Source organism: Paenarthrobacter nicotinovorans, from assembly GCF_007670255.1.
In the GTDB taxonomy this organism is placed as follows: domain Bacteria; phylum Actinomycetota; class Actinomycetes; order Actinomycetales; family Micrococcaceae; genus Arthrobacter; species Arthrobacter nicotinovorans_B.
In genome coordinates this window covers 1-24514 of record NZ_SZVS01000006.1, presented here as the reverse complement: position 1 = coordinate 24514, position 24514 = coordinate 1, and the positions used below count along the sequence as shown (strand labels likewise).

26 protein-coding genes are annotated in these 24514 nt (G+C 63.2%); 5 read left to right on the top strand and 21 right to left on the bottom strand.

The features are described 5' to 3' along the window. Positions 1-53: 53 nt before the first annotated feature. Both FDP28_RS10685 and FDP28_RS10680 read right to left on the bottom strand, forming a co-directional pair. Positions 54-344: a DUF1540 domain-containing protein gene (locus FDP28_RS10685; protein ID WP_144661422.1), complete on the bottom strand. Its 291-nt coding sequence runs from the start codon at positions 342-344 to the stop codon at positions 54-56. Between the two features lie 135 nt (positions 345-479). Next, complete coding sequence (locus tag FDP28_RS10680) at positions 480-662, bottom strand: hypothetical protein (RefSeq protein ID WP_144661421.1); 183 nt, start codon at positions 660-662, stop codon at positions 480-482. A gap of 326 nt (positions 663-988) precedes the next feature. Here FDP28_RS10680 and purS point away from each other — a divergent pair, with 326 nt between their 5' ends. Genes purS through purL form a run of 3 tightly spaced genes read left to right on the top strand, consistent with a single transcriptional unit; the run spans position 989 to position 4318 of the window. Then, positions 989-1240, top strand: a complete 252-nt coding sequence (gene purS / locus FDP28_RS10675; protein WP_011773385.1) for a phosphoribosylformylglycinamidine synthase subunit PurS — start codon at positions 989-991, stop codon at positions 1238-1240. Position 1241: 1 nt separating this feature from the next. Further along, positions 1242-2012, top strand: a complete 771-nt coding sequence (gene purQ / locus FDP28_RS10670) for a phosphoribosylformylglycinamidine synthase subunit PurQ (RefSeq protein WP_144661420.1) — start codon at positions 1242-1244, stop codon at positions 2010-2012. Further along, entirely contained in the window at positions 2009-4318 is a 2310-nt protein-coding gene (gene purL / locus FDP28_RS10665) for a phosphoribosylformylglycinamidine synthase subunit PurL (protein WP_144661419.1), read from the top strand. Before purQ ends, purL begins: the two co-directional genes overlap by 4 nt. A gap of 77 nt (positions 4319-4395) precedes the next feature. On the opposite strand, the gene FDP28_RS10660 is transcribed toward purL, so the two are convergent. The 6 genes from FDP28_RS10660 to FDP28_RS10635 form a co-directional block, all read right to left on the bottom strand. Beyond that, entirely contained in the window at positions 4396-5820 is a 1425-nt protein-coding gene (locus FDP28_RS10660; RefSeq protein ID WP_144661418.1) for a putative bifunctional diguanylate cyclase/phosphodiesterase, read from the bottom strand. Then, positions 5817-6320: a hypothetical protein gene (locus tag FDP28_RS10655; protein WP_144661417.1), complete on the bottom strand. Its 504-nt coding sequence runs from the start codon at positions 6318-6320 to the stop codon at positions 5817-5819. Before FDP28_RS10655 ends, FDP28_RS10660 begins: the two co-directional genes overlap by 4 nt. Further along, positions 6317-7501 carry a GGDEF domain-containing protein gene (locus FDP28_RS10650; protein ID WP_144661416.1) on the bottom strand — a complete coding sequence of 395 codons (1185 nt, stop codon included), beginning with the start codon at positions 7499-7501 and terminating at the stop codon, positions 6317-6319. Before FDP28_RS10650 ends, FDP28_RS10655 begins: the two co-directional genes overlap by 4 nt. Before the next feature lie 103 nt (positions 7502-7604). Continuing rightward, positions 7605-9560, bottom strand: a complete 1956-nt coding sequence (locus FDP28_RS10645) for a glycosyltransferase (protein ID WP_144661415.1) — start codon at positions 9558-9560, stop codon at positions 7605-7607. After that, on the bottom strand, positions 9557-11251 hold the full coding sequence (locus FDP28_RS10640; protein ID WP_144661414.1) for an ArnT family glycosyltransferase: 1695 nt from the start codon (positions 11249-11251) through the stop codon (positions 9557-9559). Before FDP28_RS10640 ends, FDP28_RS10645 begins: the two co-directional genes overlap by 4 nt. Further along, positions 11241-13217: a cellulose biosynthesis cyclic di-GMP-binding regulatory protein BcsB gene (locus FDP28_RS10635; RefSeq protein ID WP_144661413.1), complete on the bottom strand. Its 1977-nt coding sequence runs from the start codon at positions 13215-13217 to the stop codon at positions 11241-11243. Before FDP28_RS10635 ends, FDP28_RS10640 begins: the two co-directional genes overlap by 11 nt. Before the next feature lie 200 nt (positions 13218-13417). On the opposite strand from FDP28_RS10635, the gene FDP28_RS10630 reads away from it, so the two are divergent. Further along, positions 13418-13711 carry a DUF503 domain-containing protein gene (locus FDP28_RS10630; RefSeq protein WP_144661412.1) on the top strand — a complete coding sequence of 98 codons (294 nt, stop codon included), beginning with the start codon at positions 13418-13420 and terminating at the stop codon, positions 13709-13711. Between the two features lie 155 nt (positions 13712-13866). Here the strand turns inward: FDP28_RS10630 and FDP28_RS10625 are convergent, their stop codons facing one another. From FDP28_RS10625 to FDP28_RS10595, 7 genes are all read right to left on the bottom strand, one after another. Further along, positions 13867-14190, bottom strand: coding sequence for a putative quinol monooxygenase (locus tag FDP28_RS10625; protein ID WP_144661642.1), 324 nt, complete (start codon positions 14188-14190; stop codon positions 13867-13869). Positions 14191-14249: 59 nt separating this feature from the next. Beyond that, a complete protein-coding gene (locus FDP28_RS10620) occupies positions 14250-14792 on the bottom strand; it encodes a GNAT family N-acetyltransferase (protein WP_260842426.1) in 543 nt (180 codons plus the stop codon). 84 nt (positions 14793-14876) lie between these two features. Next, complete coding sequence (locus tag FDP28_RS10615; RefSeq protein ID WP_144661411.1) at positions 14877-15770, bottom strand: carbohydrate ABC transporter permease; 894 nt, start codon at positions 15768-15770, stop codon at positions 14877-14879. After that, on the bottom strand, positions 15770-16786 hold the full coding sequence (locus FDP28_RS10610) for a carbohydrate ABC transporter permease (RefSeq protein WP_144661640.1): 1017 nt from the start codon (positions 16784-16786) through the stop codon (positions 15770-15772). Before FDP28_RS10610 ends, FDP28_RS10615 begins: the two co-directional genes overlap by 1 nt. Before the next feature lie 5 nt (positions 16787-16791). After that, entirely contained in the window at positions 16792-18201 is a 1410-nt protein-coding gene (gene ngcE / locus FDP28_RS10605) for an N-acetylglucosamine/diacetylchitobiose ABC transporter substrate-binding protein (RefSeq protein ID WP_144661410.1), read from the bottom strand. A 575-nt stretch (positions 18202-18776) separates the two neighbouring features. After that, the gene (locus tag FDP28_RS10600) at positions 18777-19187 is read right to left on the bottom strand and encodes an MmcQ/YjbR family DNA-binding protein (RefSeq protein WP_144661409.1); all 411 of its coding nucleotides are present in this window, start codon (positions 19185-19187) and stop codon (positions 18777-18779) included. A gap of 38 nt (positions 19188-19225) precedes the next feature. Continuing rightward, positions 19226-19798 (bottom strand): polysaccharide deacetylase family protein, encoded by a 573-nt coding sequence (locus FDP28_RS10595; protein ID WP_260842425.1) that lies wholly within the window; start codon positions 19796-19798, stop codon positions 19226-19228. Here FDP28_RS10595 and FDP28_RS20770 point away from each other — a divergent pair. Continuing rightward, positions 19779-20096, top strand: a complete 318-nt coding sequence (locus FDP28_RS20770; RefSeq protein ID WP_260842424.1) for a hypothetical protein — start codon at positions 19779-19781, stop codon at positions 20094-20096. The two genes, FDP28_RS10595 and FDP28_RS20770, sit on opposite strands and share 20 nt — an antisense overlap. Positions 20097-20140: 44 nt before the next feature. On the opposite strand, the gene FDP28_RS10590 is transcribed toward FDP28_RS20770, so the two are convergent. From FDP28_RS10590 to FDP28_RS10560, 6 genes are all read right to left on the bottom strand, one after another. Continuing rightward, entirely contained in the window at positions 20141-20566 is a 426-nt protein-coding gene (locus FDP28_RS10590; protein ID WP_144661407.1) for a CoA-binding protein, read from the bottom strand. Positions 20567-20623: 57 nt separating this feature from the next. Then, positions 20624-21424, bottom strand: a complete 801-nt coding sequence (locus tag FDP28_RS10585; protein ID WP_144661406.1) for a hypothetical protein — start codon at positions 21422-21424, stop codon at positions 20624-20626. Next, positions 21421-21975 (bottom strand): RNA polymerase sigma factor, encoded by a 555-nt coding sequence (locus tag FDP28_RS10580; RefSeq protein WP_144661405.1) that lies wholly within the window; start codon positions 21973-21975, stop codon positions 21421-21423. The genes FDP28_RS10585 and FDP28_RS10580 overlap by 4 nt, the downstream gene beginning before the upstream one ends. Positions 21976-22507: 532 nt before the next feature. Continuing rightward, a complete protein-coding gene (locus FDP28_RS10570) occupies positions 22508-22966 on the bottom strand; it encodes an iron chaperone (protein WP_144661404.1) in 459 nt (152 codons plus the stop codon). A 154-nt stretch (positions 22967-23120) separates the two neighbouring features. Next, entirely contained in the window at positions 23121-23948 is an 828-nt protein-coding gene (locus FDP28_RS10565) for a zeta toxin family protein (RefSeq protein ID WP_144661403.1), read from the bottom strand. Next, positions 23920-24360, bottom strand: coding sequence for a hypothetical protein (locus FDP28_RS10560; RefSeq protein WP_144661402.1), 441 nt, complete (start codon positions 24358-24360; stop codon positions 23920-23922). Before FDP28_RS10560 ends, FDP28_RS10565 begins: the two co-directional genes overlap by 29 nt. Between the last annotated feature and the right edge of the window lie 154 nt (positions 24361-24514).

Sequence of the window (24514 nt, the reverse complement as noted above, 5' to 3'; positions counted from 1 at the left end):
AGCGGGCCCGTCCTCCTCAGGAGGGCGGGCCCGCTTTCGGGTTGTCGGAAGAATCAGGCGTGCTCGTAGGTCAGGCAGTCGGCGGCTTCACGGCCCGGCCCAACCCTGACATCGTGGGCCTCGCACATGAGGTTGTTGTTGTGGACGCACTCGGACCGCTGGCAGGCGCCAACGTGGGCCAAGACCTTGGGAAGTCCGCCCATGGCATTGGTGTCAATGAACGTTGCGCAGGAAGCGTGGTCCTGGGTACCGCCAATGGTGATTCCAAAAGCTGTACAGCCGTCGTGGTTGAATCCGCAACTGCCAACGCTGCAGGCGGATACTTCTGCAATGTGATCGGTCATCGTTCCTCCTGGTTTTCTTGGTCTTACCAGGGGGGTGAACCCCCGCATGTAACTCCAAAATACGCCGGATTCGCGGTGTTTAACCGGTTGGAATAGCGCATTTGTACGTGCGCTATTCCCAGGCTGTCGCAGTGCTCATCGGGGCCCGCGCAGGGCCTCGCTGATTTTCGCCCGAGTCTCCGCATCCAAAGGGGCGGTGACCCGGTGATCGCGGGCAGCCAGGTCAGCCTTGATCTTTTGGATCACCATGCGGCCCAAGCCCGCAAAAACGGCAGCGGCCACGACGCCCAGCACCATCGATTTCGGTTTCTCAGCCATGGGCCAATCCTAGTGACGCGAGCCCTGCGCGGCCAGCGCCGACAGCCGCCCCCAAGGGCCGCCGTCGGGCATTCAAAATGTCCCAATTTCCGGCGCGACGGCGGGGTGTCCTCGCAGAATCATGCTGAATAGGGTATGAGCGCACCTCCCGGTAGAATGGTTGTGCAAGCTCGCGGAGCGCCCTCATGCCGTTCAAACAATGCTGTTCACAACCGCGGTCAACCCTGTGTTGATCACGATGTTTGAACGCGGCTGAACGGCGTGAGACGGCACCTCCGCGGCAGCCTTATTTAAGGTTCACCCAACTCACGCACAGGAGTTACCGGATGCCCCGGATCGTCGTTGACGTCATGCCCAAGCCCGAGATTCTGGACCCCCAGGGGAAGGCCATCGTGGGTGCACTGCCCCGCCTCGGCTTCAACAGCTTCAGCGCAGTCCGCCAGGGCAAGCGCTTCGAACTGACCGTCGACGGCGAGGTGACCGACGCTATCCTGGCCCAGGCCCGCGAAGCAGCCGAGACCCTCCTGTCCAACCCGGTGATCGAGGATGTCGTCAACGTCGAGGTCGTTGAGGCCTGATATGACTTCCATCCCCTTGATTGGCGAGGCCGTGGCCGTCGCCGCGGAGCCCCGATTGGCAGGCGCCAAGATCGGCGTCGTCACCTTCCCCGGCACCCTTGACGACCGCGACGCCGCACGTGCAGTGCGTCTTGCCGGTGGCACGGCGGTGTCGCTCTGGCACGCGGACGAAAACCTCGGCGACGTTGACGCTGTCATCATCCCCGGTGGTTTCTCCTACGGCGACTACCTCCGCGCCGGCGCCATCTCGCGTTTCGCGCCGCTGATGTCCAAGATCATCGACGCCGCCAACTCCGACGCCAAGCTGCCTGTCCTGGGCATCTGCAACGGCTTCCAGATCCTGACCGAGTCGCACCTGCTGCCCGGTTCCATGATCAAGAACGACCACCTGAAGTTCATCTGCCGCGACCAGACGCTGCGCGTGGAAAACGCCAACACCGCCTGGACCGTGGACTACGCCGATGGCCAGGAAATCATCGTGCCGCTGAAGAACCAGGACGGCCAGTACATCGCCGACGAGAAGACCCTGGATGCCCTTGAGGCTGAGGGCCGCGTGGTGTTCCGCTACGTGGGCTTCAACCCGAACGGCTCCCGCCGCGACATCGCCGGTATCTCCAATGCCGCCGGCAACGTCGTGGGCCTCATGCCGCACCCCGAGCACGCTGTTGAAGCCGGCTTCGGTCCCGAGTCGCTCGATGGTGCTCCCCGCGACACCGACGGCCTCGGTTTCTTCACCTCCGTTTTGACCAAGATTGTGGGAGGCGACAAGTGACCACGGAAACCACCAAGAAGTTCAACATCGACACCGTTGAGCACGCTGCCAAGACCCCGGACACGGAACTTCCCTGGGCCGAGCTGGGCTTGAAGCAGAACGAATTCGACGAGATCGTCAAGGTCCTTGGCCGCCGCCCCACCGGTGCCGAACTGGCCATGTACTCGGTCATGTGGAGCGAGCACTGCTCCTACAAGTCCTCCAAGAACCACCTCCGCCAGTTCGGCGAGAAGGTCACCGAGGAAATGAAGAAGGACATGCTGGTGGGCATCGGCGAAAACGCCGGCGTGACCAACCTGGGCGACGGCTGGGCCGTGACGTTCAAGATCGAGTCCCACAACTCGCCGTCGTTCGTTGAGCCTTACCAGGGTGCGGCGACCGGCATCGGCGGCATCGTCCGCGACATCATCTCCATGGGCGCCCGCCCGGTTGCCGTGATGGACCCGCTGCGCTTCGGCGCCATCGACCACCCGGACACCGCACGCGTCATGCACGGTGCCGTTGCCGGCATCGGTGGCTACGGCAACTGCCTCGGCCTGCCGAACATCGGCGGCGAAATGGTCTTCGATTCCGTCTACCAGGGCAACCCGCTGGTTAACGCGCTGGCCGTGGGCGTCATGCGTCACGAGGACATCCGCCTGGCCAACGCTTCCGGCAAGGGCAACAAGGTGGTCCTCTTCGGTGCACGCACCGGTGGCGACGGCATCGGCGGCGCTTCGGTGCTGGCTTCGGAGTCCTTCGACGACACCAAGCCCTCCAAGCGCCCCGCAGTCCAGGTGGGCGACCCCTTCGCTGAGAAGGTCCTCATCGAATGCTGCCTGGAGCTCTTCAAGGGCTCTTTGGTTGAAGGCATCCAGGACCTCGGCGCGGCAGGCATCTCCTGCGCCACGTCCGAGCTCGCTTCCAACGGTGACGGCGGCATGCAGGTTGAACTGACCTCCGTGCTTCTGCGCGACCCCACGCTGACTCCGGGCGAAATCCTCATGTCCGAGTCGCAGGAACGCATGATGGCCGTGGTCACCCCGGAGAACATCGAAGCCTTCGAAGCCGTCATGGACAAGTGGGCCGTTGAGTACTCCTGGTTGGGTGAAGTCACCGACACCGGCCGCCTCATCATCACCTGGGAAGGCGAAGTAATTGTCGACGTCGACCCCCGCACCGTAGCGCACGACGGCCCGGTCTACGACCGTCCGTTCGCACGCCCGGAGTGGCAGGACTCGGTCCAGTCGAACTCCTTCACCGGTTCCGTCGAGGACGCAGGCCGCCCGTCGGCTCCGTCCGAACTGGCAGCAGCCGTGACCGAACTCGTTGCATCGCCGAACATGTGCAGCAAGTCCTGGATCACCAAGCAGTACGACCGCTACGTTGGCGGCAACACTGCCATGGCGTTCCCGGACGACGCCGGCGTGGTGCGCGTTGACGAAGAAACCGGCCTGGGTGTTGCCCTGGCCACCGACGCCAACGGCCGCTACACCTACCTCGAGCCCTACCAGGGTGCACAGCTTGCCCTGGCCGAGGCCTACCGCAACGTCGCCACCTCCGGCGCTGTGCCGATGGCCGTCAGCGACTGCCTGAACTTCGGCTCCCCCGAGGACCCGGATGTCATGTGGCAGCTGGCCGAGGCCATCCGTGGCCTCTCGGACGCCTGCATGGAACTCGGCATCCCTGTCACGGGCGGCAACGTTTCCCTGTACAACCAGACCGGCACCACGCCGATCCACCCCTCCCCTGTCGTGGCAGTCCTGGGCAAGCTTGACGACGTCGCCCGCCGTACGCCGTCGGGCTGGCGCGAAGATGGCCAGGCCATCTACCTGCTCGGTACCACGGCAGCTGAGCTGGACGGCTCGGAGTGGTCCAACCTGCGCGGACACCTCGGCGGCCTGCCGCCGAAGGTCGACCTCGCAGCGGAGCGTGAACTGGGCCAGATCCTGATCAACGCTTCCCGCGACGGCATGGTTGACGCAGCGCACGACCTCTCCGAAGGTGGCCTCGCGGCTGCCCTGGTCGAGTCCTCGCTCCGTTACGGCGTCGGCGCCCGCATCGCCCTTGAGGAACTCATGGAGCGCGACGGCGTGGACCTGTTCACGGCGCTGTTCTCCGAGTCCCAGGCCCGGGCGATCGTGTCCGTGCCGCGCTCCGAGGAAGTCCGCTTCAAGGACATGTGCACGGCCCGCGGCTTCGCCCACCTCCGGATCGGCGTTGTTGACGCTGCCGGTGGAAAGCTGGAGATCAACGGCGTGGACGAGCTCTCGCTGGATGCCCTCCGCGAAGCCCACGAAGCAACCCTGCCGAAGTACTTCGGCTAGCTCCTGAAGCAACGCGGGGTCACTTATGGCCGGTAAATCCCTCCGGGATGGGCCATAAGTGACCCCGCGTTGTTTGTTTAAGCGGGCCAGCTACGGTTGGTTTCCAGCAGCCCGGTGAACTCCGGGCCCGGCACGGGCTTGCCGAAGTAATAGCCTTGTCCGCTGGTGCAGCCGATGCTCCTGAGCAACTCTGCCTCCTGGGCGGTCTCGATTCCTTCCCAGACACCCTCGAGCCCGCACGAACGAATGACCTGCTGTATCGCTGCCACGAACTCCAGTTGGGAAGGGTCATTCGCCAGGTCCTTCACGAACTGCCGGTCCACCTTCACCCGGTCCACCGGCAGTTTCCGCAGGTAGCCCATCGAGGAATACCCTGCGCCGAAGTCGTCGATCTCAAGGCCTACCCCCAGCCTGTGCAGGCTCATCAGGGTGTAACGGTCAAGCTCGTTGTTCCGGATGATGGCGCTTTCAGTAAGCTCCAGCACCAGGGAATCCGGGGACAGTCCTTCTTCCATCAGCACATCGCGCACGTCGTCCACGAACTCGAGGCTTTGAAGGTCCGCGGCTGAGACGTTGATGCGCATGGAAAAAGCCGGCTGCAGCGTTGCCGGGTTGTTCCGCCACTGACGGAGCTGGCGCATGGCTGTGCGCAGGACCCACCGGCCCAGTTCTGCGATCAACCCGGTAGCCTCAGCAACGGGAATGAACTGATCCGGCATGATCAGGCCATGGATCGGGTGATTCCATCGGACCAGGGCTTCGCAACCTTCAAGCTTGCCCGTGCCAAGGTCCACGATGGGCTGGTAGTAAAGGACCAACTGGTCCGACCGGATCCCTTCCCGGAGGTCGCCCACAATCTGGCGCTGCAGCTGCCGGAAGTGGAGGGTCACCGGATTAAACAATTTGAGCTTGTTCCTGCCCTCGGCCTTGGATTCCTCCAGGGCGAAGCCGGCCTCCTGGAGCAAATCCTCCAGGGTGTGGTGCGGTTCCGCAACGCGCAAACCCATGCTGGCGGCGCACTGGACGCTGTTGTTGCCGAGATCGATGTTCGGTTCCAGCGCGGCCATGATGCGGTTCCCGACGGCGGTGGCCCGGGTTTGCGGGGTGGCGGGCATCAAAACAGCGAAATCGTCGCCACCCAGGCGGGTGACGACGTCGTTCTCCCGGACTGCCGACCGGATGCGCATGGCGACGGTGACCAGAACCTGGTCCGCCGCCGCGTGGCCTGCCGAGTTCTTCAGGGACGTGAAGCCGTCCAGGTTCAGGAGGATCAATGCGGGCGGGGCGCCGCCTTTGGCTGCGGCCTCCGTGGCCTCCCTGAAGGCGCGTGCCAAGGCGAGCCGATTACCCACGCCCGTCAGGGAGTCGGTGAGGGCATCGTGGCGTTGTTCTTTCCGGACGTGGTGGAGTTCCTCCATGAGCGCCCGGACCTGCCGTTCCAGGCGGCGTATTCGTGGATCGTCATCGGTGGAAACCAGCCCGGGCGGCACGGTGCTGGTCACGATTCATCCAGGCTGCGCAGCGACATGTCGGCTACGGACTGGGGCTTGGGAACGGGGTTTCGGTGCTCGTCCAGGAACAAGCGGTAGGAGGCGATGTCCAGCCGGCCGTCGGGCTTGGCCATGGTCCCCATACGGTACACATGGCTGATCCACGATCCGCCGAAGATCGCCTCGATCCAGGCATCGCATTCAGCCAAAGGAAGGTGGACGCGTGTGCCGGTGTTGCGCCGGTGGCCGGCAATGGAAAGCGTGATGCAGCTGCCCAGGAGGCCCTTGTCCGCCGTGAACCAGGCCAGCCCTTCGACGTCGGCCACGATGGTCAGGTTGGCGTTTCCATCTTCCACGGACTGGACCGGACCCATCCGCACCGAGCGCCGGTCCGCATTCAAGGAGGTGGCCGTTCCGGCTTTATAGGGGGCACTGGTGATGTCCCGCCTGAACACGGACAATTCCTGGTTGTGCTGGACCTGGATCCTGGTGGTCAGTTCGTTAACGGTCATGATCGTGCCTCATCCGCAATAGTGGCCGCCTCGAGGCGGTCGGCTCCTACAATCCTGTTTCGTCCTTGTGCCTTGGCACTGTAAAGTGCTGCGTCAGCTACCTCGATCATGAAGTGCAGATCGGCTCCCGAAGAGATGCTGGATGTCACCCCGTAGCTGATGGTGGGGAACCGGACACCCTCCGGCGTGCGCATGCCCGCGATCCGGCGGCTGATTTCGACGGCGATGCTCTCGGCACGGTCCTGGGTGGCTCCCGGCAGGAAAAGGATGAATTCCTCTCCGCCGTACCGTCCAATGAGGTCCGTGGACCTGACCGATTCGGCGCAGGCTCCGGCGAAGGCTTTCAACGCTTCGTCCCCCGCACCATGCCCGTATTCGTCATTGACGGCCTTGAAGTGGTCAAGATCAGCCAGCACCACGGCGGCGCCCGATCCTGTGGAGTGCAGCCGGTTGAGTTCCGTGGTGGCCAGCTCAAGGAAGGTGCCTCGGTTGAGTAGGCCTGTCAGGTGGTCCCGGTCAGCCCGTTCCTTCAATCCCTTGATGAGCTGGTCACTGGTCAGGGCGGTCATGCTGAACGACACCGTCACCAGCAGCACCAGAGAGACCAAACCCGAGGGTCCGGGACCAAAGTAGCTCCGAAAGGTTTCGCTGCCTGGCCCTTCCACCGCATAGACGGCCCAGCGGCCCAGGTAATAGACGGCGAGCAGACCCGCAGCGAGTGACAACGCCTTGTGGACTTGCGAGTGCGAAGCCTTGATCAGCCATAGGTCCCGCGCAGCCAAGGCTATTCCCGCGGTCATCATGCCCAGGTACACGAAACCGCCGGACCAGACGTTGGTGGCGGGGTTTTCGAGGACGGATGCCACGGCAGTGACCGCCGGCGCTGCAACCAACTGCCACCGGGCTGTCTTGAGGTTCCTCAGGGAGCGGGCTCCGGCCCACACGCTGAAAGCTCCGGCCACCACCAGGACGTTTCCGGCAGGGTTGGCCCATTGCTGGTGGGGAGTCCCGTTGAGCAGGAAGGCTGCGTTGCCGGCCATGAACTCCAGGAGAGCCAGGCTCCACCATCCGGCATACGGCGAGCGGGTGCGGCGGAAGGAGGTGCAGAACAACACCAGGAGAGTCACAGTGACCACGCCCAGGGCAACTCTTACCGAAAACGAATCGAGCACCGTGTCCAACCCCCTCAGCTGGTCATCCGTCGGCTTTGGATTCAGTGTGGCGCTGCTTACTCAACCTCTGTGCGGCATTTGCTCAAGATTTGCTCAAGATCAGGTGCGTTGATTACGCCACCCAGTGGCCGTCGTCGTGGAATTCCGCGTCCAGCCCATGCGGGGTCTTCTCCCATTTGTGGGGGCTCGTAAGCATCTGCCACGCTGCGCGCCACGCCGCCACCGAGTGGAGCACCCAGTAAAACGGGTTCAGCAAAGCGAAGATGGCGATGCGCCAGCCGTGCCTGTGCAGGGTAGTCACCCCGGAAACGATGATCATCATGGCGTTGCCGAACAGCATGGACACCACTCCTCCGGCCAGCAACCACTCCGGCAGCACCAGCCCTACGATGTCGTACCCGATGTAGGTCACCACAGTAAAACCGACCACCAGTGGATAGGCAAGGAAGGCCAGGGGTGTGCCGAGGATCAGCCCCAGGAAGCCGATGGTTCCGGCCACGCCCGTGCTCTTCATGTACCTCAAGGAGTTCCTGGTGTTCACGGCAGAGGTGATCATGTAGCCCTTGATCCAACGGGTGCGTTGCTTGATCCAGGCAGGAACCTGGGAACAGGCTTCCTCCCAGGTGGTGGAGTTGATGACGCCAACGCGGTAACCGTCCACGGCCGCCCTGAGCCCAAGGTCCGCGTCTTCGGTCACGTTCCACGGATCCCACGCGCCGACTTCCTTGAGGAGTGCGGTGACGAAGTGGTTGGAAGTGCCGCCCAAGGGCAGCGGAATCCCGGAGTTGTCCAGGCCCGGCAGCATCGAATCGAACCAGTGGGTGTACTCGATGGTGAACATTCTGGTGAGGACGTTCTGGTCCGCGTTGAAGTAGTTCAGCGCAGCCTGGACGCAGATCAGGGGTTTGCGGTTGGGGTTCAGGTGCTGCCGCTCGAACTCGTCCTGTTTGAAGGCCGCAATGGACGCCCGCAGCTGCCCCGGGTCCGGCCGGTCCTCGGCGTCGTAGATCACCACGTACTCGCCCCGGGCGAAGGTCAGTCCGTAGTTGCACGCCCGGGGCTTCGTCTGTGGCTCGCCCCTGGGAACGATGAGGATGCGTACGTACTCCGGCGGCCTGGATGCCTTGGCTGCGGCGATGGTCTCGGCGTCGTCTTCTTCCAGCAGGACCAGGACGTCCAGCTTTGACCTGGGGTAGTCCAGCTGCCCGAGGTTCGTCAGGAGTTTGTCGATGATGTTCGCTTCACGGAACACGGGAACCAGGATGGTGTAGACGGGCAGCTCGGAATTGGGAATCCGTTCGGCTGCCACGGGCGGAAGCCCTCGCCGCGCACGCTCCCTGTTCCGGGCCCGGACCACGGCTGCCTCGTGAAGTTTGTCGAAAGGCCTCCGAAGACTGGCCAAGGATTTGAACGCGATGCTGATCAGGAAAACGAGGTTCGCGGCCGTCAGCAGGACAATGACCGCCGTCAGTGGGGAGATCACGAAGCCCACCATGATCGCTGCAACAAGGACCACCGGAAGGTACCGCTGCCATGGCGTCAGCGCGATACGGGCCGACTCCCCCGGCCTTTCCTCGGCCAGGCGCTCGGCGGATTCGTACAGGAGGTGCCGCCGGAAGGAACGCTGGATGGACTGGTTGATGTCCCAGTCCGTGGTGGTGCGGAATTCGACGTCGGTCGCCCCGAACTTCGCGGCCGCTTCCGCGGCGATGCGCTCGGACGGGGCGACGGCCGTGGCCACGGTGAGGACGCCGTCGTCGAACCGCCATGGCAACCACTGCGGTTCGCCAAGTTCGCTGAAGTTGAGCTGTTCCATCAAACCGTCATCGGTCGGCTCGGCAACCAGGTCGACCAGCGGCGCGTCCCACTGCCGCGCCAGGACTTCATAAATTCGACGGCGGTCCAAACCGGCTTCCAGGATCAGGTGCCGTCCCAGCAGGCCACCTTCGCTCGCGGCACGGTCCAGTGCCCGCTGCAGTTGCTCAGGCGTCACCAGGCCGGCGGCCAGCAGTGTCTGGCCGATGGACTGCCGGTTGAGTTGCCCGTTGGCTTGGGAAAGGGGCGTCATGAATCGAAGGACCTTTCATAGATCCGGTGCGTGGGCGTGGAAAACGCCACGGAATAGCGCACGCCGAAGGACGGGTTCTTGAGGATGGCCTGGTAGACGAGGTCGGTGGGTCCGGAGTCCTTTGCCCCCGTACCGGCCTCAACGTTGACGAAGACCCACTTGGCATACCTGGCCGGATCCTCCAGCGCCGGAGCGAAGTAATCCCCCGAGGCCCTGTTGTAGATTTCCTTGAGCGGGATGCCCATGACGGGAAGCACCGCGTTCCCCCGCGCACTCTCGTCCATCAGGATGCCTCCCGATTCGTAGTGTTCGTTCAGCCAGCGGGCGGCGGCGGTGGAATTGGTGGTCGATTCAGCGGACATCCGGCCTTCGGCAAGGACCGCGAGCCGGCCTGTGGGATCGTCGCTCCACCACACGTTCTGCGCCACCAATGCGGCCAGCAAGCCCCCGATCAGCCACGGCCGGAGCCTGATGGGCCGCGCCAGTTCATGCACGAACACAGCCACCAGGATGGCCACCAGGGGCAGCGCCGTCAGTGCGAAGCGGTTGTTCCACCACGTGGTCGGCAGAGAATGGTCGTTGTTGATGGCGGTTTGGCCCAGGAACAGGCTCAACAAGGCAAAGGCGTAGGCGCTGCCGGTCACCGCTACCAGGAGGGTGCTGTTGGCGAAGCCCCGCCTCAGGACCAGGACGACGGCGCCGCACACCGCCAGCGCGAGGACCACCACACCGGCGGTCTCCACCAACGACCAGTGGAAAGTAGTCAGCGTCAGTCCCAGGTTTCCCTTGGTAGGCAACAGACCGCCGTCGGTGATGTTTTTCTGCTGCGCGTAAGCGGAGTACTGCCCGAACATGAATTCCAGCGGGTTGCCGTAGATGGCCCAGTTGTAGGAAAGCCACCAAAGCACCGCCGCAGCAGGAATCATCACGTAGCCGCCGGCCATGGTGAAGGCCTCACGCCATTGTCCGGTGCGTCGCTTGGAGACGATCAGCACGAACAGCGTCCCCGTCATCACCAGCGCCCATCCCTCGTAACGGGACAACACGGCCGCCGCCGACGGGATACCCGCGAAAACCGCCAGCTCACCGGCACTCATCCGGCGACGACTGGTGGCCCAGTGTGCCAGCCCTGCCATGCCTCCCACAATGCACATGATCAGCACGGGCTCTGTCAGCGCCGTCGTGTAAACGTAGAGGACCGCAGGATTGGCCAGAACCACCAGTGTGGTTGCCAGGCGCCCGGCCCTGTCCAGGCCGAGGCGGGCTGCGATCAAGTACAACCCGGTGGCCGTGCCGGAGAGGGCCAGAATGCCCAACAGCCCGGCGGCCCACCCTGAGCTGAACAACCACATGTTCAGCACGAACGGCGCCAGGAGAAGGTGCGGCATAGGCAGCCACACGGTGCCGAGCTGCTCAAAGCCGGGCGCTTTGCTGTCGAAGATGCGCCGGGCAATGGTCAGGTGGCTCTGGGCGTCGGAGTAATCCAGGTTGGTCCCGTGGCCAATGGTGTACAGGCAGGCGAGGTACCCAACGACTGCGGACACCGCCGCCACGATCCGGGTACCGGGCACCTTCCGGCCGTTTACCGGGGCACCCAGCCTGTCCCAGCCCCACGTGAGCCGCGTTGTCAGGGACTGCAGCGCGGGCTTCCGATGGGCAGCCCGGCGGCTCGTGGCAAGGTCAGTTGCCATGGCCCGGCTCGGTTGCTTTCACCTCGGCGTCCACGTAGGCGTGGGCTTCCTTGGCACGACGCCGCAGGAGAACGGTCCGCACGGCGAACGCGAGGCCCAGAACCAGCACGGCGGCACCGATCCACCAGGCGTAGGGGCGGTAGTCGTCCGTTACCGCCTTTTGTGGGACCACCACGTTGCTTTCCAAAAGGACCGGTGTGCCCGAGGGCTGCGTGACCAGCAGGTTGCGCGACAACGACGCCCAACCACCTTCAACACCGCTGATGTGCGAGGTCAGCGAGGCCTGCAAAGCAGCTGCTGCCGGGTTTCCATCCGGAGCCCAGGCACCGAGAAGCAACAGGTCGCGGCCGCCCTGTTCGAACGCTTCCAACACGCCGAACGGGGCCGAGGTGCCCACGCCGTATTCGACGTCGTCCGGTGCGATGGTGCGGAACTCAGCCAGCCGCAGCGGTGCGGAGAGCTTTTTGGCCACTTCACCTGTGGCACCGACCACCAGCCCGGACTCACTGGAGCCGGCAAGGGCATCCAGACCCACCACCCGGGTATCCAGAAGTGTGGCGCTCTCCTTCTGCATCGATGCGATGAGCGTGGCCGCATTGACGGTGTTTGCCTGTGCGTTCCCGTCACCGAAGGCCACGGGAACGCTCTGCCCCAGTGCCTGGGGGAAGCGGGCGAACCCGGCCTTCAGGGAACCACCCCGGACGGCGGTCAGCGTGCTGCCGGCAGTGTCCAGGGTGACCTCCATGGGCATCACACCGGCAGGTCCTGTGCAATCGCCTCCCGCAGGCAGTGCCGCGAGCCGGATCCGGAGGCCGTTGTTCGCCTGAAGCTGCCCGGCAGGGACCTCGGCTTCCAGCGAGAAGCTGTCACCGCCGTCGAGGTTCTTGGAACTCAGCAGGTAATCGTTCCAGAAGACCGAAAGCTGGGCCTGGCCATTCGCGGGGACAGCCGTGTGGGTCCCTTTGAGCTGCACCTTCACCGACTGGACCGGCCCGCCGAACTGCGACTGGCTAACGCCGACGTAGGACTCCGGGGTGCCGTAACCGGCCAGCTTCAAAGTGGTACTTCCGAGGTCTTTGAGGCTTCGCGTCAGTCCCGGCGTAGCAGGCAAGGCGGATGTCAGACCGGTCACGGACGAGGTCACCGCGAGCGCCGTTTTGTCGCTGGCCAGCGCACGTGCGGCGGTGCGTAGTTCGTCGTCGTGGCCGCTGAGGATGAGCTGCGGGAGGCCTGCCACAGTGGCCAACGTGGTGCTCGTTCCACCTTGGTCGCCCACCACGCTCAGCACCCGGCTTCCTGCTGGAAAACCCGCGGCGCGGGCGGCAAGTCCGCTTTCCGGGACGACGCTGATGGAGGCGTCCGGGTAGCGGTGAGCCATCGCGGCCGAGGCCGTCATGACCGCCGCGGAAACATCCGTGCCCGGATCCGCCGGGACGGGAAGCACGACGGCGGGCACGGACGCCGGGAAGAACTCACCCACCGTTGTGGGAACCTTCGCGGTTCCGGAGAAGTCGACGGCAAGGTTGTTAAGGGTGGCCGTCGCATTGGAGACGACACACATGGTCTGCGTGGCGGGAATGAACTGCAGGCCCACGGTCAGTTGCTGGTTGACGACATCTGCGTTGCTGACTGCCTGGTCCAGGGCAACAGTGGCTGCAGCGTTGGCTTCCAGGATGACCCTGCCGTTGACGGTTGCGCGGACCGTCCCTTCCGGCTTCCCGGACACCACGATGCTGCCCTTGATCCGTGTGGGTTCCAGTCCCGCGGTCACCGGCACCACAACAGTTTGCTCCACCTGTCCTGCCATCGCCGAGACACTGGATGACGGCTTGATCACGGCTCCTTGCCCGGTGTCGGCTGCAGCCATTGGGGCGGTCACGGCGGAAACGGCGAGGGTCGCGGCGCACGCCAGCAGGACGGTGGCGGTGCGGGATCGGGCAAGGGTTCTGGCAGGGCTTTGGGTCACGATGTCAGTCCTGGGTAACTAGCAGCGGATGAGTCAAGGGCCTTTTTGGGCCAACCTCATAGACACTGCCGGGCCGAACTCAAGACGTCTTGCTGCGTTTGCTCAAGATTCCGTCAAGACGCAACGCGGGGTCACTTATGGCCCATAAAAGCCCCTGACATGGGCCTTAAGTGACCCCGCGTTGCTGTTGAATGGGGTTTATGTGGATCGGGTGGATCGAATTCGACGTCCTGCTGGGCGACGTTCACAGCCTCAAGGAGAAGCGCTCTCTGGTGCGCCCATTGGTGGCCGAACTCAAGCGCCGGTTCGAGGTCTCTGCGGCCGAGACCGGACTGCAGGACCAGCATCGCCGGGCCATGATCGGCGTCGCGCTGGTGGCTCCCGATCACGCGCACCTTCAGCAAATGCTCGACGCCGTTGAACGGTTCGTCGCCGCCCGGCCTGAGTTTGAGCTGCTCAGCGCGCGTCAGCGGGAGCTGCACAGCGAGGACTAGTACCCGATGACCGCCCATCGCGTGGAGTCCAGGTGGGCGTCGATCCAGGGGCCTGCGCCTCCACCACCAACTTTGGCGCACGAACGCCCCCGGCACGCCCATACCAGGGCGCGTCGGGGGCGTTTCGAGTTCAAAGTGGGTCGTGACTGTACGCCCTACGCCTCGACGGTCAGCTCACCCATGCGGTCCCAGCCGCTGCCTTCGATCTGGCGGCTGATGATGTGCGGCGTCTCGGCGAGGGCCTGGGGCATGTCGGCCATGGCCTTCTTGAAGTGCGCGCTGTTGACGTGGGCCTCGGCGGCGTCATCCTGGAAGGCTTCCACCAGGACGAACTCGTTGGGGTTGTCCACGCTGCGGGACCAGTCGAACCACAGGTTGCCCGGCTCGGCGCGTGTGGCCTCGGTGAAATCGCCCACCAGCTCCAGCCAGCGGTCGGACCAGTCGGGCTTGACGTTGAACTTGACCACAATAAAGATCACGGTTGCTGCCTTTCGTTGCACTACGGTTCCCTACCATCCTGTCAGAAAGCTAAGGATGCTTAGTCGTGCAGGATGATCTGGTAGAGGTTGTGGTCCTGCCAGGCCCCGGCGATCTGGAGGTAGTTCGGCGCCATGCCGATCTTCCGGAAACCAGCCTTCACCAGCACCCGTTGGGAGGCAACGTTGTGCAGGAGGGTTCCGGCTTCCAGTCGATGGAGCCCCAGCTCGCTCCGCGACGTCTCCACGATCACCCTGACAGCGGCACTCGCCAACCCGCCGCCGGCGTAGTTCTTGTCAACCCAGTACCCCAGCCCGCCGCTCTGGAACGGACCACGAACAATACCGGCCAGATTGAATCTGCCAACAATCTCGTCGCCTGCCGCCAACGCCAACGGGAACTGCTCCCCTGCCTCGTGGGCAGCCAAGCGCTTGGCAATGTCGGCAGCCTGCCACTCCTCGGTGAAGTACTCCTCCGGGCGCACCGGCTCCCAGGAAGCAAGATGGTCGCGGTTGCGCACATACGCGGCCGCGAGGGCGGCGGCGTCAGTAGGACGCAGCAGACGCATGGTGACATCGTCGCGCAGCAGGCAGGGTTCGAACATCAGCCCATGGTAAATCAACGCGCGACGGCGGCCCGCACCCAAGGTGCGGACCGCCGTCGAACGCTGTTTTTTAGCGCAGTTGTACTACTTCGAGGTGCCTTGCGTGACCGAGCCCTGCAGCTGGCGCTGGAAGATCACGTAGACGATCAACACTGGAATGACAGTGACGCTCACTGCCGCGAAGAGTGCGCCGTAGTCGACGGCGTACCCCATCTGGCCCGCGAAGGCTGCCAGTTCCTGGGACAGGACACGGGGACCGGCCGCGTTGATGGACACCGGGATGAGGAACTGGTTCCACAGGCCCAGGAAGTTGAAGATGGCGACCGAGGCGAGGCCCGGCTTGGCCATTGGCAACATGACCTGGAAGAACGTCCGCCACTCCCCTGCCCCGTCCAATGCCGCAGCCTCGGTAATTTCATGGGGCAGCGACTTGAAGAAGGAGAACAGGAAGAACACCGTGAACGGCAGGGCGAAGCCCACGTACACCAGGATCAGGCCCGGCAAGGTGTTCAGCAGGCCCATGTTCTTGAGGACGAAGAACAACGGCACCATGGCCAGGAAGATCGGGAAGGTCAGGCCGGCGAGCATCAGGTAGTAGATGGCCCTGCTGCCCGGGAAAGTGTAACGGGCCAGCACATAGGCACACATGGCACCCAGCACCATCACGATCACCAGCGCCACGGCCACAACGATCACCGAGTTCAGGAAGGCACTTCCAATGCCCGCCTCGCTCCATGCTTTGACGTAGTTGTCCAGCTTCCATTCCCCGGGCAACGCGAAGGGCGAGGCAAAGATCTCGCTGGAGGTCTTGAACGAGGACATGAACGTCCACAGGAGTGGCAGGATCACGATGAGCGTCCAGATGGTCAGCGCGGTGTGTGACACCGCTCCGACTACCTTGTCGCCCGTCGATGTCGCAGGGGTCCTCGGCTGGAAGTGCAGGGACTTCCGCTCCGGGGTTTCGACTTTGGTGGTCATTAGAAGCTCACATCCTTATCGCCGCCAGTGAGCCGATTGACCACGAATACCAATCCCGAGAAGATCAGCGTTGCAATGGCAAGGACCACGCCCATGGCACTGGCGAGGCCGAACTGCCCCTTGCTGAAGGCCGTGAAGAACAGTTGCTGCGCCATGACCAGCGTGGAATTGTCTGGGCCGCCGCCGGAGTTCAACGCCGCCATGTAGACAAAGGCGTCCAGAGCCAGGATGCCCATGTAGATGTAGGCAGTCTGGATGTTGTCACGGATCAAGGGAATGGTGATGGACACTGCAGTGCGGAAGCGTCCCGCACCGTCGATCCTTGCGGCCTCGAAAATCTCAGCGGGGATGCCCTTGATGCCCGCCACGAAGAGGACCATGTAAAAGCCAACGAAGCCCCACACGATCACGAACATCGTGGCGATCATGGCAGTGTTCTTATCACCCAACCAGGCGAAATCCTTGAACTGGTCCAGGCCCAGCCCGGTGAGGATGCCGTTCAGGAGGCCGCCCGAGGGATCGTAGATTTGCCCCCACATAATGCCGATGGCAATCGCGGGAATCGTGTACGGGAAGAACGAGACGACACGGTAGAAGCTGGAGTTCCGAAGGCCTTTGATCTGGCCCTTGCTACTGCCGCCCACCGTCACCAAGGACGCCAGGATGAGACTCAGGATGATGGTGATGATCGGCAGGAAGATGACCAGGAGGATGTTGTTCCCCATGGCCTTCATGAAGATGTCGTCCGTGAAGATCTTGGTGTAATTCTCCAAGCCAATGAAGTTCTGCGTTGGCGAGAAGCCGGACCAGTCGGTCAGCGAATAGCCGAACGCCTGGATGAAGGGCCAGATCACGAACAAGAGGTAAATAGCCAGGGGCAGCCCGAGGAATACCGCGAAGAAACTGATTTTGTCCCAGGTCAGCGGCTTCCGCCGCCTCTTGACCAGCTGCGGTGGCGCCATCGCCGGAACGACGGCGGCCATGCCGTCGTCGTTCCGGCTCTGCTGTGTTTTCACTACGGTCACTTCACTTCGATCTTCTTGACCGAGCTGTCGTTGCGGACCTTGTCGGTGATGTTCTGAAGGGCGGACGTCAGGGTTGCGACGTCCGACTTGCCGTCCAGGAAGGTGTTCCAGACAACCAGCTGGTCCTTGTTGGTCCCGTAGAGGTCAATGAAGTTCCAGGTGTAGACGTTGTCGCCGGCATCGCCCAGCATCTTGGTCTGCGACACCAAGGCGGTGGAACCGAAGCCGTCGGCCGGGACGGTGTCCTTGACGATGGTCGGTGCCAACTTGGTCTTGGCGAAGTTCGTGGCAGCTTCCTTGGACAGCATGATGCGGAGCATTTCCTTGCCACCGGCAGCGTTCTTGCCTTGGGACGGGACAATGTAGGGCTCGCCCGCGGCGCTGTGGATAGCGGTGTACGGCATCTTGGGGCTGGCAGTGACCGACGGGGCCGGGGCGCCCATCATGTTGAAGCCGGCCTTGGTTTGATCCTTCATCTCGTTTTCGATCCAGGAACCCGACGGGTAGAACACTGCCTCCTGGGCGTTGCTCCACTGTGCCTGTGCAGCCGTGAACTGGGTGCCCGAGCCGCCCGGCTTGAAGAACCCTGCCTTGACGATCTTGTCCAGTGCCGTGAAAACAGACTGGATGGCCGGGTGGGACCAGCAACCCTCCTTGAGGTTTTCGAGCCCGAGGCGGACCTCGTCCCCGCCTTCCTTGATGGCCGAGGCGATGGCGAGTTCCTGGTAATAGGTGGCGGCTTCCTTGCCCCACACGAACAGGTACTTGCCCTTGGCCTTCGCCTGCTCGCCGAGCGTGTACATTTCATCCCACGTCTTCGGAACGGTCCAACCGTTTTCCTTGAGCAGGGAATCGGAGTACCAGACAGCGTAGACGGTGAGCACGTAGTTAAGGGCTGCGAGCTTGCCATCGAAAGTACCCGGAGCCAGGACGCCTGTGTACAGGGTGTCCTTGATGACCTTTCCTTCGAGGTTCTTCGCCTCCACCACGGGGGTCAGGTCTTCCAGCTGGGCCAGGATCGTGCTGAAGCCGATGGCCTTGGCGCCGGAGTTGTCGATCAGGTCCGGCGGGTTTCCGCCGACGAAGCGGGGCTGGAGTTCCTGGGCGATATCCGTGGACGGGGCTATCTTGGCGGTGGAGCCCGAGTGCGTCTTTTCAAAGATTTTGCCGGCGAAATCGACGTAGTCGATGCCGTAACCGCCTTTGAAGATCACGGCATCCAGAGTGGCCTTGTCCGCCATTCCGAACGGGTTGGTGTCAGAGACGGTGCCGGTGGGGCCGGTGGTCGTGCTGCCGCCTCCGGCAGCGCAGGATGCAATGGTTCCCCCCATGGGCACGAGTACGGCTGCTGCGAGTGCTCCGCGCAGGAATCCACGGCGGCCGACGGACTGGTGCTGAATGGTCATTTCAATACCCCTTTTGTGACTCGTAAGGCCGACTCTGGCGGCTGGGGCCGTCCAGTCGGACAGTCTGGGCTGACGCTCTGGCAGCACCAACCTTCGTGTGACATACTTCACCACAGATGATCGAAAATCAATATTTCTCCGCAGTTTCGATCAAGATTTGTCAAAGCGTGATCTTTTCATGGGCCCTCCGCGAGGGTCTTGCCACACTCGGTCCCGGTCTGGCGCGCCAGCGCCCTGGAGTGCCAAGTTCCCTGTCTTTCCGCTGGATTTTCGACGGCGACCGGCACTAAAGCTGCCGCCGTGAGGCACCCTTTACCGCGCGGAAACACTTTCGAGGCAGTGCGCAAAGCAATCATCCATTGCTTGCTTCGCTCACTCGCAGCAATGGTGGCATGTTCCGGGGCTTTGAACATGGTTTTTCGACTCAGTGCACTCGCAGGACAACTCGCAGATGGTCCCGCGTCTTCTTATCCAGCATCACACCGCTCCTGACCAGCCACCGGCTGAGGTCCCAAGGTACGCAGTATCAATCTAGTCCCATGTCAGCGCCGAGGGGAGGGGTCGATGGAGGCGTGTCAGCTTCCCTTCGGACGTGCCAGCCGGGCCCACCCGAGTTGTTCCTGTTGCTTTCGGCTCAGGGTGGCCACGACCAGGTCATAGGAGTCCTCCACCATGTCCCTGACCATGTCATCCGGCAGGGCGCCATCCAGGCGGACGCCGTTCCAATGGGTCTTGTTCAGGTGCCAAGCGCCAGTGATCTCCGGATGTGCGGCCCTCAGCTGCTCGGCGAGTGCAGGTTCGCATTTCAGGCTCACGGACCAGTTGCCAGGGTCCATGGCGGAGAGCGCAAACATCTTCGCTTCGTGCCTGGCACCACCGGCTACGGCCGCGCGCACTTTGAACACGGACGTCTCAGGACCAAACGGAAAGTCCTCGAAGGCGCCCGGAAAACCAAGGCAGATTTCACGGAGCTGGGAAACGTCCATGGAGGGAGCCTACTGGCTTGTTGGCGCCGCAGACACTCCTATGCCACCCCCAGGAAATCCTCAAGCAACACAACTTCCAGCCCCGCGGCCAGTTGTGCCGCCCGGAAAGCAGCGAGGTCGGCGGCGAACTCAGCCCTGAAATGCATGAGCACTATATCGCCGGGACGGAGCGAGTTGCCCACCTGGTAGTCCATTTTTCCCGCGTTTGCTTTGGCTTCCCAGGTGATGATCGCTTTCATTCCCGCGTCCGCAACGGCTTGTCGCATCACAGTGGAATAGGCGCCCCCTGGCGGACGGAAGAGGGTGGGCCGACGACCGTATTGCTGGAGGGCGTACTCCTGCATGCCCACCAGGTCGTTGAGCTGCTGCTGGTATCCCCACTGCCGCACCATATTGATGTTGTGGGTCACCGTGTGGTTTTCCACCAGGCTGCCCTGGGCCTTGAACGCCTTGAAGAACGCCGGGTTGTCCGCAATGGTGTCCTTGGTCAGGAACAGGGAAGCCGGGTAGTCGTACTCGGCCATGAGCTTGACCGACTCCGGGGTTTTGATGTTCCCGTCATCGATGGTCAGGAACACCACGGGGTGCTTGGTGGGGATCTTGGTAATCACCGGCGCCAGGCCACCGGTGATCGGTGGCAGCTGGAAATCCGGAATGAACGTCCGCCGGATCCGCTTGGTCGCGGTCGGCGTTGGAGACGGGGTGGGCGTCGCTGAAGGCGAGGCAGTGGATGCTGCCGCATCGCTGGGAGCGGGGTCCGCCGTCGAACTTTCCGCCCCTGCAGCCGGCGTGCAGGCAGTCAGGCCGGCCACCACCGAAGCGGCCAAAATACCGAAGGCGGCCCTTCTGCTGGGAACGGAAAAGGGCACTGCAGAATGGTCGCCACACACGGCTTTCCCCCGGGGCTAGAGAGATGAGTCAGCAGCAATCTAGCAGAAGAAAACGACGACGGATCACAGGCCGTAATGCCAGCCTTCACGTGCCGGGCACGAGTTGACCACGACGTCCAGGCCCGCGTCCCGGGCGCGCTGTGTGGCGTCGTCGTCAAACACGCCAAGCTGCAGCCAGACCGCCTTGGCCCCGACGGCAATGGCCTGGTCAATGACGGCACCTACACGCTCGGAATTGACGAAGCAATCCACGACGTCGATCGGGTGCTTTTCGGCGGGAATGTCGGCCAGGCTTTTGTAGCCCTTCTCGCCGTGCACGTCCTCGCCCTTGAGATTGACGGGGATGATCTCCATGCCCATCTTGTCCCGCACATACAACGAAACGTCATAGGCTGAGCGCCATTCGTTGTTGCTCAGGCCAACCACGGCCCACGTACCTTTTGTCCGCATCAACCGCTCGACGACGGCAGGATCGTTGACATGCATCATGAGCCCAGCTTAATGCCGGCGACGCGCAGGAATCACGGCTGATGCCCGTGGCAGTCCCTAACGTTCCACCGGCTTCTTGGGCTGCTTCAATTTTGCGGCCTGGGCTTTCAGCTGCCCCACGGGCAGCTGTTCGGCAACTGGAGCAAGGGCCAGGCCGGGCGCGACGGGCTGGTTCTGCGGCAGGGGGGCGGGCTTGGGCGCAGCCGGGCCGGAAACGGCGACCAAGGCAGGCGCCGCCGGTACGACGGCGGTGCCCGGGTTTTGTGGGGCTGGTTGCGGGTTTTGTGGGGCTGGTTGCGGGTTTTGTGGGGCTGGTTGCGGTGCCGCTGTCGGCACCTGCGCCGGGACAGGATCCTGGTTGCCGGCCACCAGAACCTGGCTGGGTTGAACGGGCTGGCTTGCTTGAACCGGCTGGCCTTGCTGCACGTCCAGCGGGATCGCCGCGGGATCGGCAGATGGAGCAGGCACGGTGCCCACCTTGGGGGCATCCGGGGTGAGCAAGACAGGAGTCTTTGCAGCCCTCTGGGAAGCAAGGCCCTCCCAGAGTCCCTCGAAAGATGGACTCCGGGTGAATCCGGAGCTCGCTGCGGCGACGCCACTTACCCCGAGTCCCATGGCCGCAACCACGGCAACGCCAACCACCGCAGTACGGTGCTTGTGCCGCCAACGGCGCTTGGAAACGTCATCGTACGGTCCGGCGAGCATGGCTGCCAACTCTTCGCCGGGCTCAGGTGCGGCTGCATCGGCGAAATTGCCCACCGCCAGAAGCGCTTGCCGAAGGTCCGGGGCGTCGCCAAGATCGGCGTCGAGCAGGAGCTCGTCCACCAACTTCCCGCGTTCCAAATCCTTGAATGTCACGACGACACGTATTCCTTTACTGCCGAATGCTCACGGAGGGTAATAAGCGCACGCCGTTGCAGCTGTTTCACTGCACCGGCGGATTTCCCCATGATCCCGGCCACCTGCTCCACGGTCAGGCCTGCCACGATGCGAAGCGTCAGGACTTCCCGCTGCTCTTCGCCCAGGAGTTCCAGGAGCGCCATCACTTCGTAGGGCGCGACCCGGAGCATGGCTTCGGCTTCAGCAGAGCTCGATTCCCTTGCGTCCCGCTCAGGTTCAAACTCGTGGTGATCCGGAGCCCGGCTTTCCTTCCGGTGCTCGTCCACCATGCGGGCGTGGGCTACCGAGAAGATAAAGGTTCTCAGGCCGTTTACACCGCCGCTGATCCCATCCAACCGGGGCAGGACGGCAAGGAAAACATCCTGCGTGGTTGCTTCCGGATCAGCGACGCCCTTGGCCGTCAAATATCCCAAGACCTGGCCTGCATACGCCTGGTAAACGGCGCTGAACAGTTCCGCGTTATTGCCTTGGAGTGCGTGAAGCGCTTCGTCGGTCAATGCGTCGGTCACAGAATTGGGACTTTCGATCGGCGGCTGGTCCAGGCTGGGAGCCAGGTCATCCGCCTTTCACAACGGACGACCTCACCAAGGGTAGCTGCTCAGCCGGGCCAGCCAAAGGAGAAACTCCCCAAGCCGCGGTAACTCCCGGACATGGAAGAGCCGAGCTGGAAGATGATGGGGGACAAATTCCAACTCGGCCCTTTCACTGACGTAATCGTCCGGGCACCCGAAAGGGTTACGCGAAAGTAGAAAAGTTTTTAAAGTGCTTCCCACCTCCAAGTGGTGGCGCATCGGAGGGCCCGTGTTTAGGCTGCTGTTATCTACCCCGAGCAACATTCACAGTACGCAGAGGAGAGATCATGACGTTGCCCCCGACCCACGAGCCCGAGCCGTTCCCGCCGGATCCCGGTCCCGTTCCTCCACCACCGGACCCCACCACGCCGTTTCCTCCGAGCCCTATTCCGGACCCCAACCCCACTCCGGGACCTTCGCCGGTTCCCGACCCTGGTCCCGTTCCGCCAACCCCCAACCCGGACCCGACCTATTGACCGAGCGCCCTCTTAATCAGCTCCACGATCCTGGCTTCCACGTCCGGCGTGATTTCCTTGAGCGCAAAGGACGTGGGCCACATCTCCCCGTCGTCGAGCATGGCGTTTTCCTCGAAGCCGAGCGTCGCATATCGTGACTTGAACTTGTCCGCACTCTTGAAGAAGACAATGTTCTTGCCGTCCTTGGCGTAGGCCGGCATCCCGTACCAGGTCCTCGGAGCCAGCTCCGGAGCATGTTCCTTGACAAGGGCGTGCAGGCGCTCAGCCATGACCTTGTCGGACTCCGGCATCTCCGCAATCTTGGCCATCACATCCGCCTCGCCGTCAGCTGCGCTTGCCCTCTTGCGCGGAGATTTCTTGAGTTCCTGCGCCCGCTCCTTCATTGCGGCGCGCTCATCCTCCGTGAAGCCCTCGTAGGACTTGCTCTTGCCCGCAGTTGCTGTCCCAGCCATGTGCCCGTCTCCTCAGTTGGTGTCGTTATCCGATACCAAAACGCTACGACTGGGCCTAGGCTGCGGGCTTCTCCGAAACTGCTCGATTACCCCAACCCGGGCGGCTGCGGTCGGGGGCTACCTGCCTTAGGAGCCTGGGCCACGGCCGGAGGGGCTACTCGAAGGTGGTGACGTTGCTGGCGTGGACCTCACCAGTGGTTTGGTCGACGTCGAAGCGGCGCAGCGTGCCGCGGCCAACAGTATCTGCGGCCATCTGTGCCAGCCTCAGTGCGTTGGCTGCACAGATGGACTCGGCACCGGAGGCGTAGCAGTGCTCAATAACGGTGTCGGGGACGAACCGTCCGCCCATCACGGGATCATTCAGGCGGCCGGCCCACCAGCGCTGGCGGGCCCGTTCGACCGCACTATCCCGGGTGGTTTCGACATCGACGACATCGACTTGCCCGTATCGGGACATGAAGAGCTCGTCGATGTACTGGTCTGGCAGCTTCTCCCATGACAACGTGCCATCGATGATAACGTTCTCGCCGGCGGCCAGGGCCATCTGCCGAACCAAGTTGGTCGTTCTGGTAGAGATGGAGTGGACATGGGAGGCCAGCTCCCGCACCCCCACCGGTTCACCGTCAGGCAGCGTGTAATTGTGCCGGTAGCTCAGCAAGCCGTGGCGTTCGGCGTCGTCCAGGATCATGTCCTTGGCATCATCAGGGTCGATGAGGCGATACCCGCGCAGGTCGAGGGTTTTCAGCGCTTCAGTCTTGCCAGCACCCGGCGGGCCGGCAGCGACAACAACAGCGCGTCCGGCCGTCATGACGTCCTGCTGCCGCGCCATGAAGGCCTTCGCCAGCCGAACCACGGCGGCGTCGTCAAAGTAGGCCAGCAGAACATCCGGAGCCCGCTCCAGTTCATTGCCCGGGGCGTACAACTCAGTCAGTGCCGCGTGAACGGCACCCCGTTCAGCGGCCAACAGCCGCCCTGACCTCATTGAACTCCCGCTCGGTCAGGAGGTCCTGCGCGAACGCTCCCACCACTTGGTCCCATGTGCCCGGGATACGACCTTCATGCGGGTACGGGGCGTCCTCGCCGTCCGTGTAGCTCAGGGACTTCAACCGTTCGAGCAACTCCAACCTGGGGGTGTCGTACGCAAACGCCCGAAGGATGATTTCCTCAGGCGCTCCTGCCGAAAGAACGTCCGGACGTCGCTCGATGGCTTTCAGCATCCGGTGCACCTTTGCCTGGCTGGTCACCAGAACTTCGGCGATCTCGCGCTGGTTCATGCCGCGCGAGGAGGCGTTGTGAACTGCGCGCAGTTCATCAAGCAGGTCCACCCGCTGGCGGGCCTGACGCTGCAGGGCACCACGATGCAGAGCTGCAAGATCATTGTCCATCACGATCACGGCTGTTCCCCTTTCGACGTACTCACTCTACAGCTGTGATTCACATTGAATCAACGTATATCGGCACGGCCCCCACCGATGGTGCTGCGGTTTTCTTGAGGGTTTCCTGAGGAAGTGTTGCGGGTTTGCAGGATTTGTTCTTGATCCAGGCCCG

What these genes read in the sequence shown, in the direction of transcription:
- FDP28_RS10685 (WP_144661422.1), bottom strand. Translation starts at nt 344, where the DNA reads ATGACCGATCACATTGCAGAAGTATCCGCCTGCAGCGTTGGCAGTTGC.
- FDP28_RS10680 (WP_144661421.1), bottom strand. Translation starts at nt 662, where the DNA reads ATGGCTGAGAAACCGAAATCGATGGTGCTGGGCGTCGTGGCCGCTGCC.
- purS (WP_011773385.1), top strand. Translation starts at nt 989, where the DNA reads ATGCCCCGGATCGTCGTTGACGTCATGCCCAAGCCCGAGATTCTGGAC.
- purQ (WP_144661420.1), top strand. Translation starts at nt 1,242, where the DNA reads ATGACTTCCATCCCCTTGATTGGCGAGGCCGTGGCCGTCGCCGCGGAG.
- FDP28_RS10655 (WP_144661417.1), bottom strand. Translation starts at nt 6,320, where the DNA reads ATGACCGTTAACGAACTGACCACCAGGATCCAGGTCCAGCACAACCAG.
- FDP28_RS10645 (WP_144661415.1), bottom strand. Translation starts at nt 9,560, where the DNA reads ATGACGCCCCTTTCCCAAGCCAACGGGCAACTCAACCGGCAGTCCATC.
- FDP28_RS10640 (WP_144661414.1), bottom strand. Translation starts at nt 11,251, where the DNA reads ATGGCAACTGACCTTGCCACGAGCCGCCGGGCTGCCCATCGGAAGCCC.
- FDP28_RS10630 (WP_144661412.1), top strand. Translation starts at nt 13,418, where the DNA reads ATGTGGATCGGGTGGATCGAATTCGACGTCCTGCTGGGCGACGTTCAC.
- FDP28_RS10620 (WP_260842426.1), bottom strand. Translation starts at nt 14,792, where the DNA reads ATGTTCGAACCCTGCCTGCTGCGCGACGATGTCACCATGCGTCTGCTG.
- FDP28_RS10615 (WP_144661411.1), bottom strand. Translation starts at nt 15,770, where the DNA reads ATGACCACCAAAGTCGAAACCCCGGAGCGGAAGTCCCTGCACTTCCAG.
- ngcE (WP_144661410.1), bottom strand. Translation starts at nt 18,201, where the DNA reads ATGACCATTCAGCACCAGTCCGTCGGCCGCCGTGGATTCCTGCGCGGA.
- FDP28_RS10600 (WP_144661409.1), bottom strand. Translation starts at nt 19,187, where the DNA reads ATGGACGTTTCCCAGCTCCGTGAAATCTGCCTTGGTTTTCCGGGCGCC.
- FDP28_RS10590 (WP_144661407.1), bottom strand. Translation starts at nt 20,566, where the DNA reads ATGATGCATGTCAACGATCCTGCCGTCGTCGAGCGGTTGATGCGGACA.
- FDP28_RS10570 (WP_144661404.1), bottom strand. Translation starts at nt 22,966, where the DNA reads ATGGCTGGGACAGCAACTGCGGGCAAGAGCAAGTCCTACGAGGGCTTC.
- FDP28_RS10565 (WP_144661403.1), bottom strand. Translation starts at nt 23,948, where the DNA reads ATGAGGTCAGGGCGGCTGTTGGCCGCTGAACGGGGTGCCGTTCACGCG.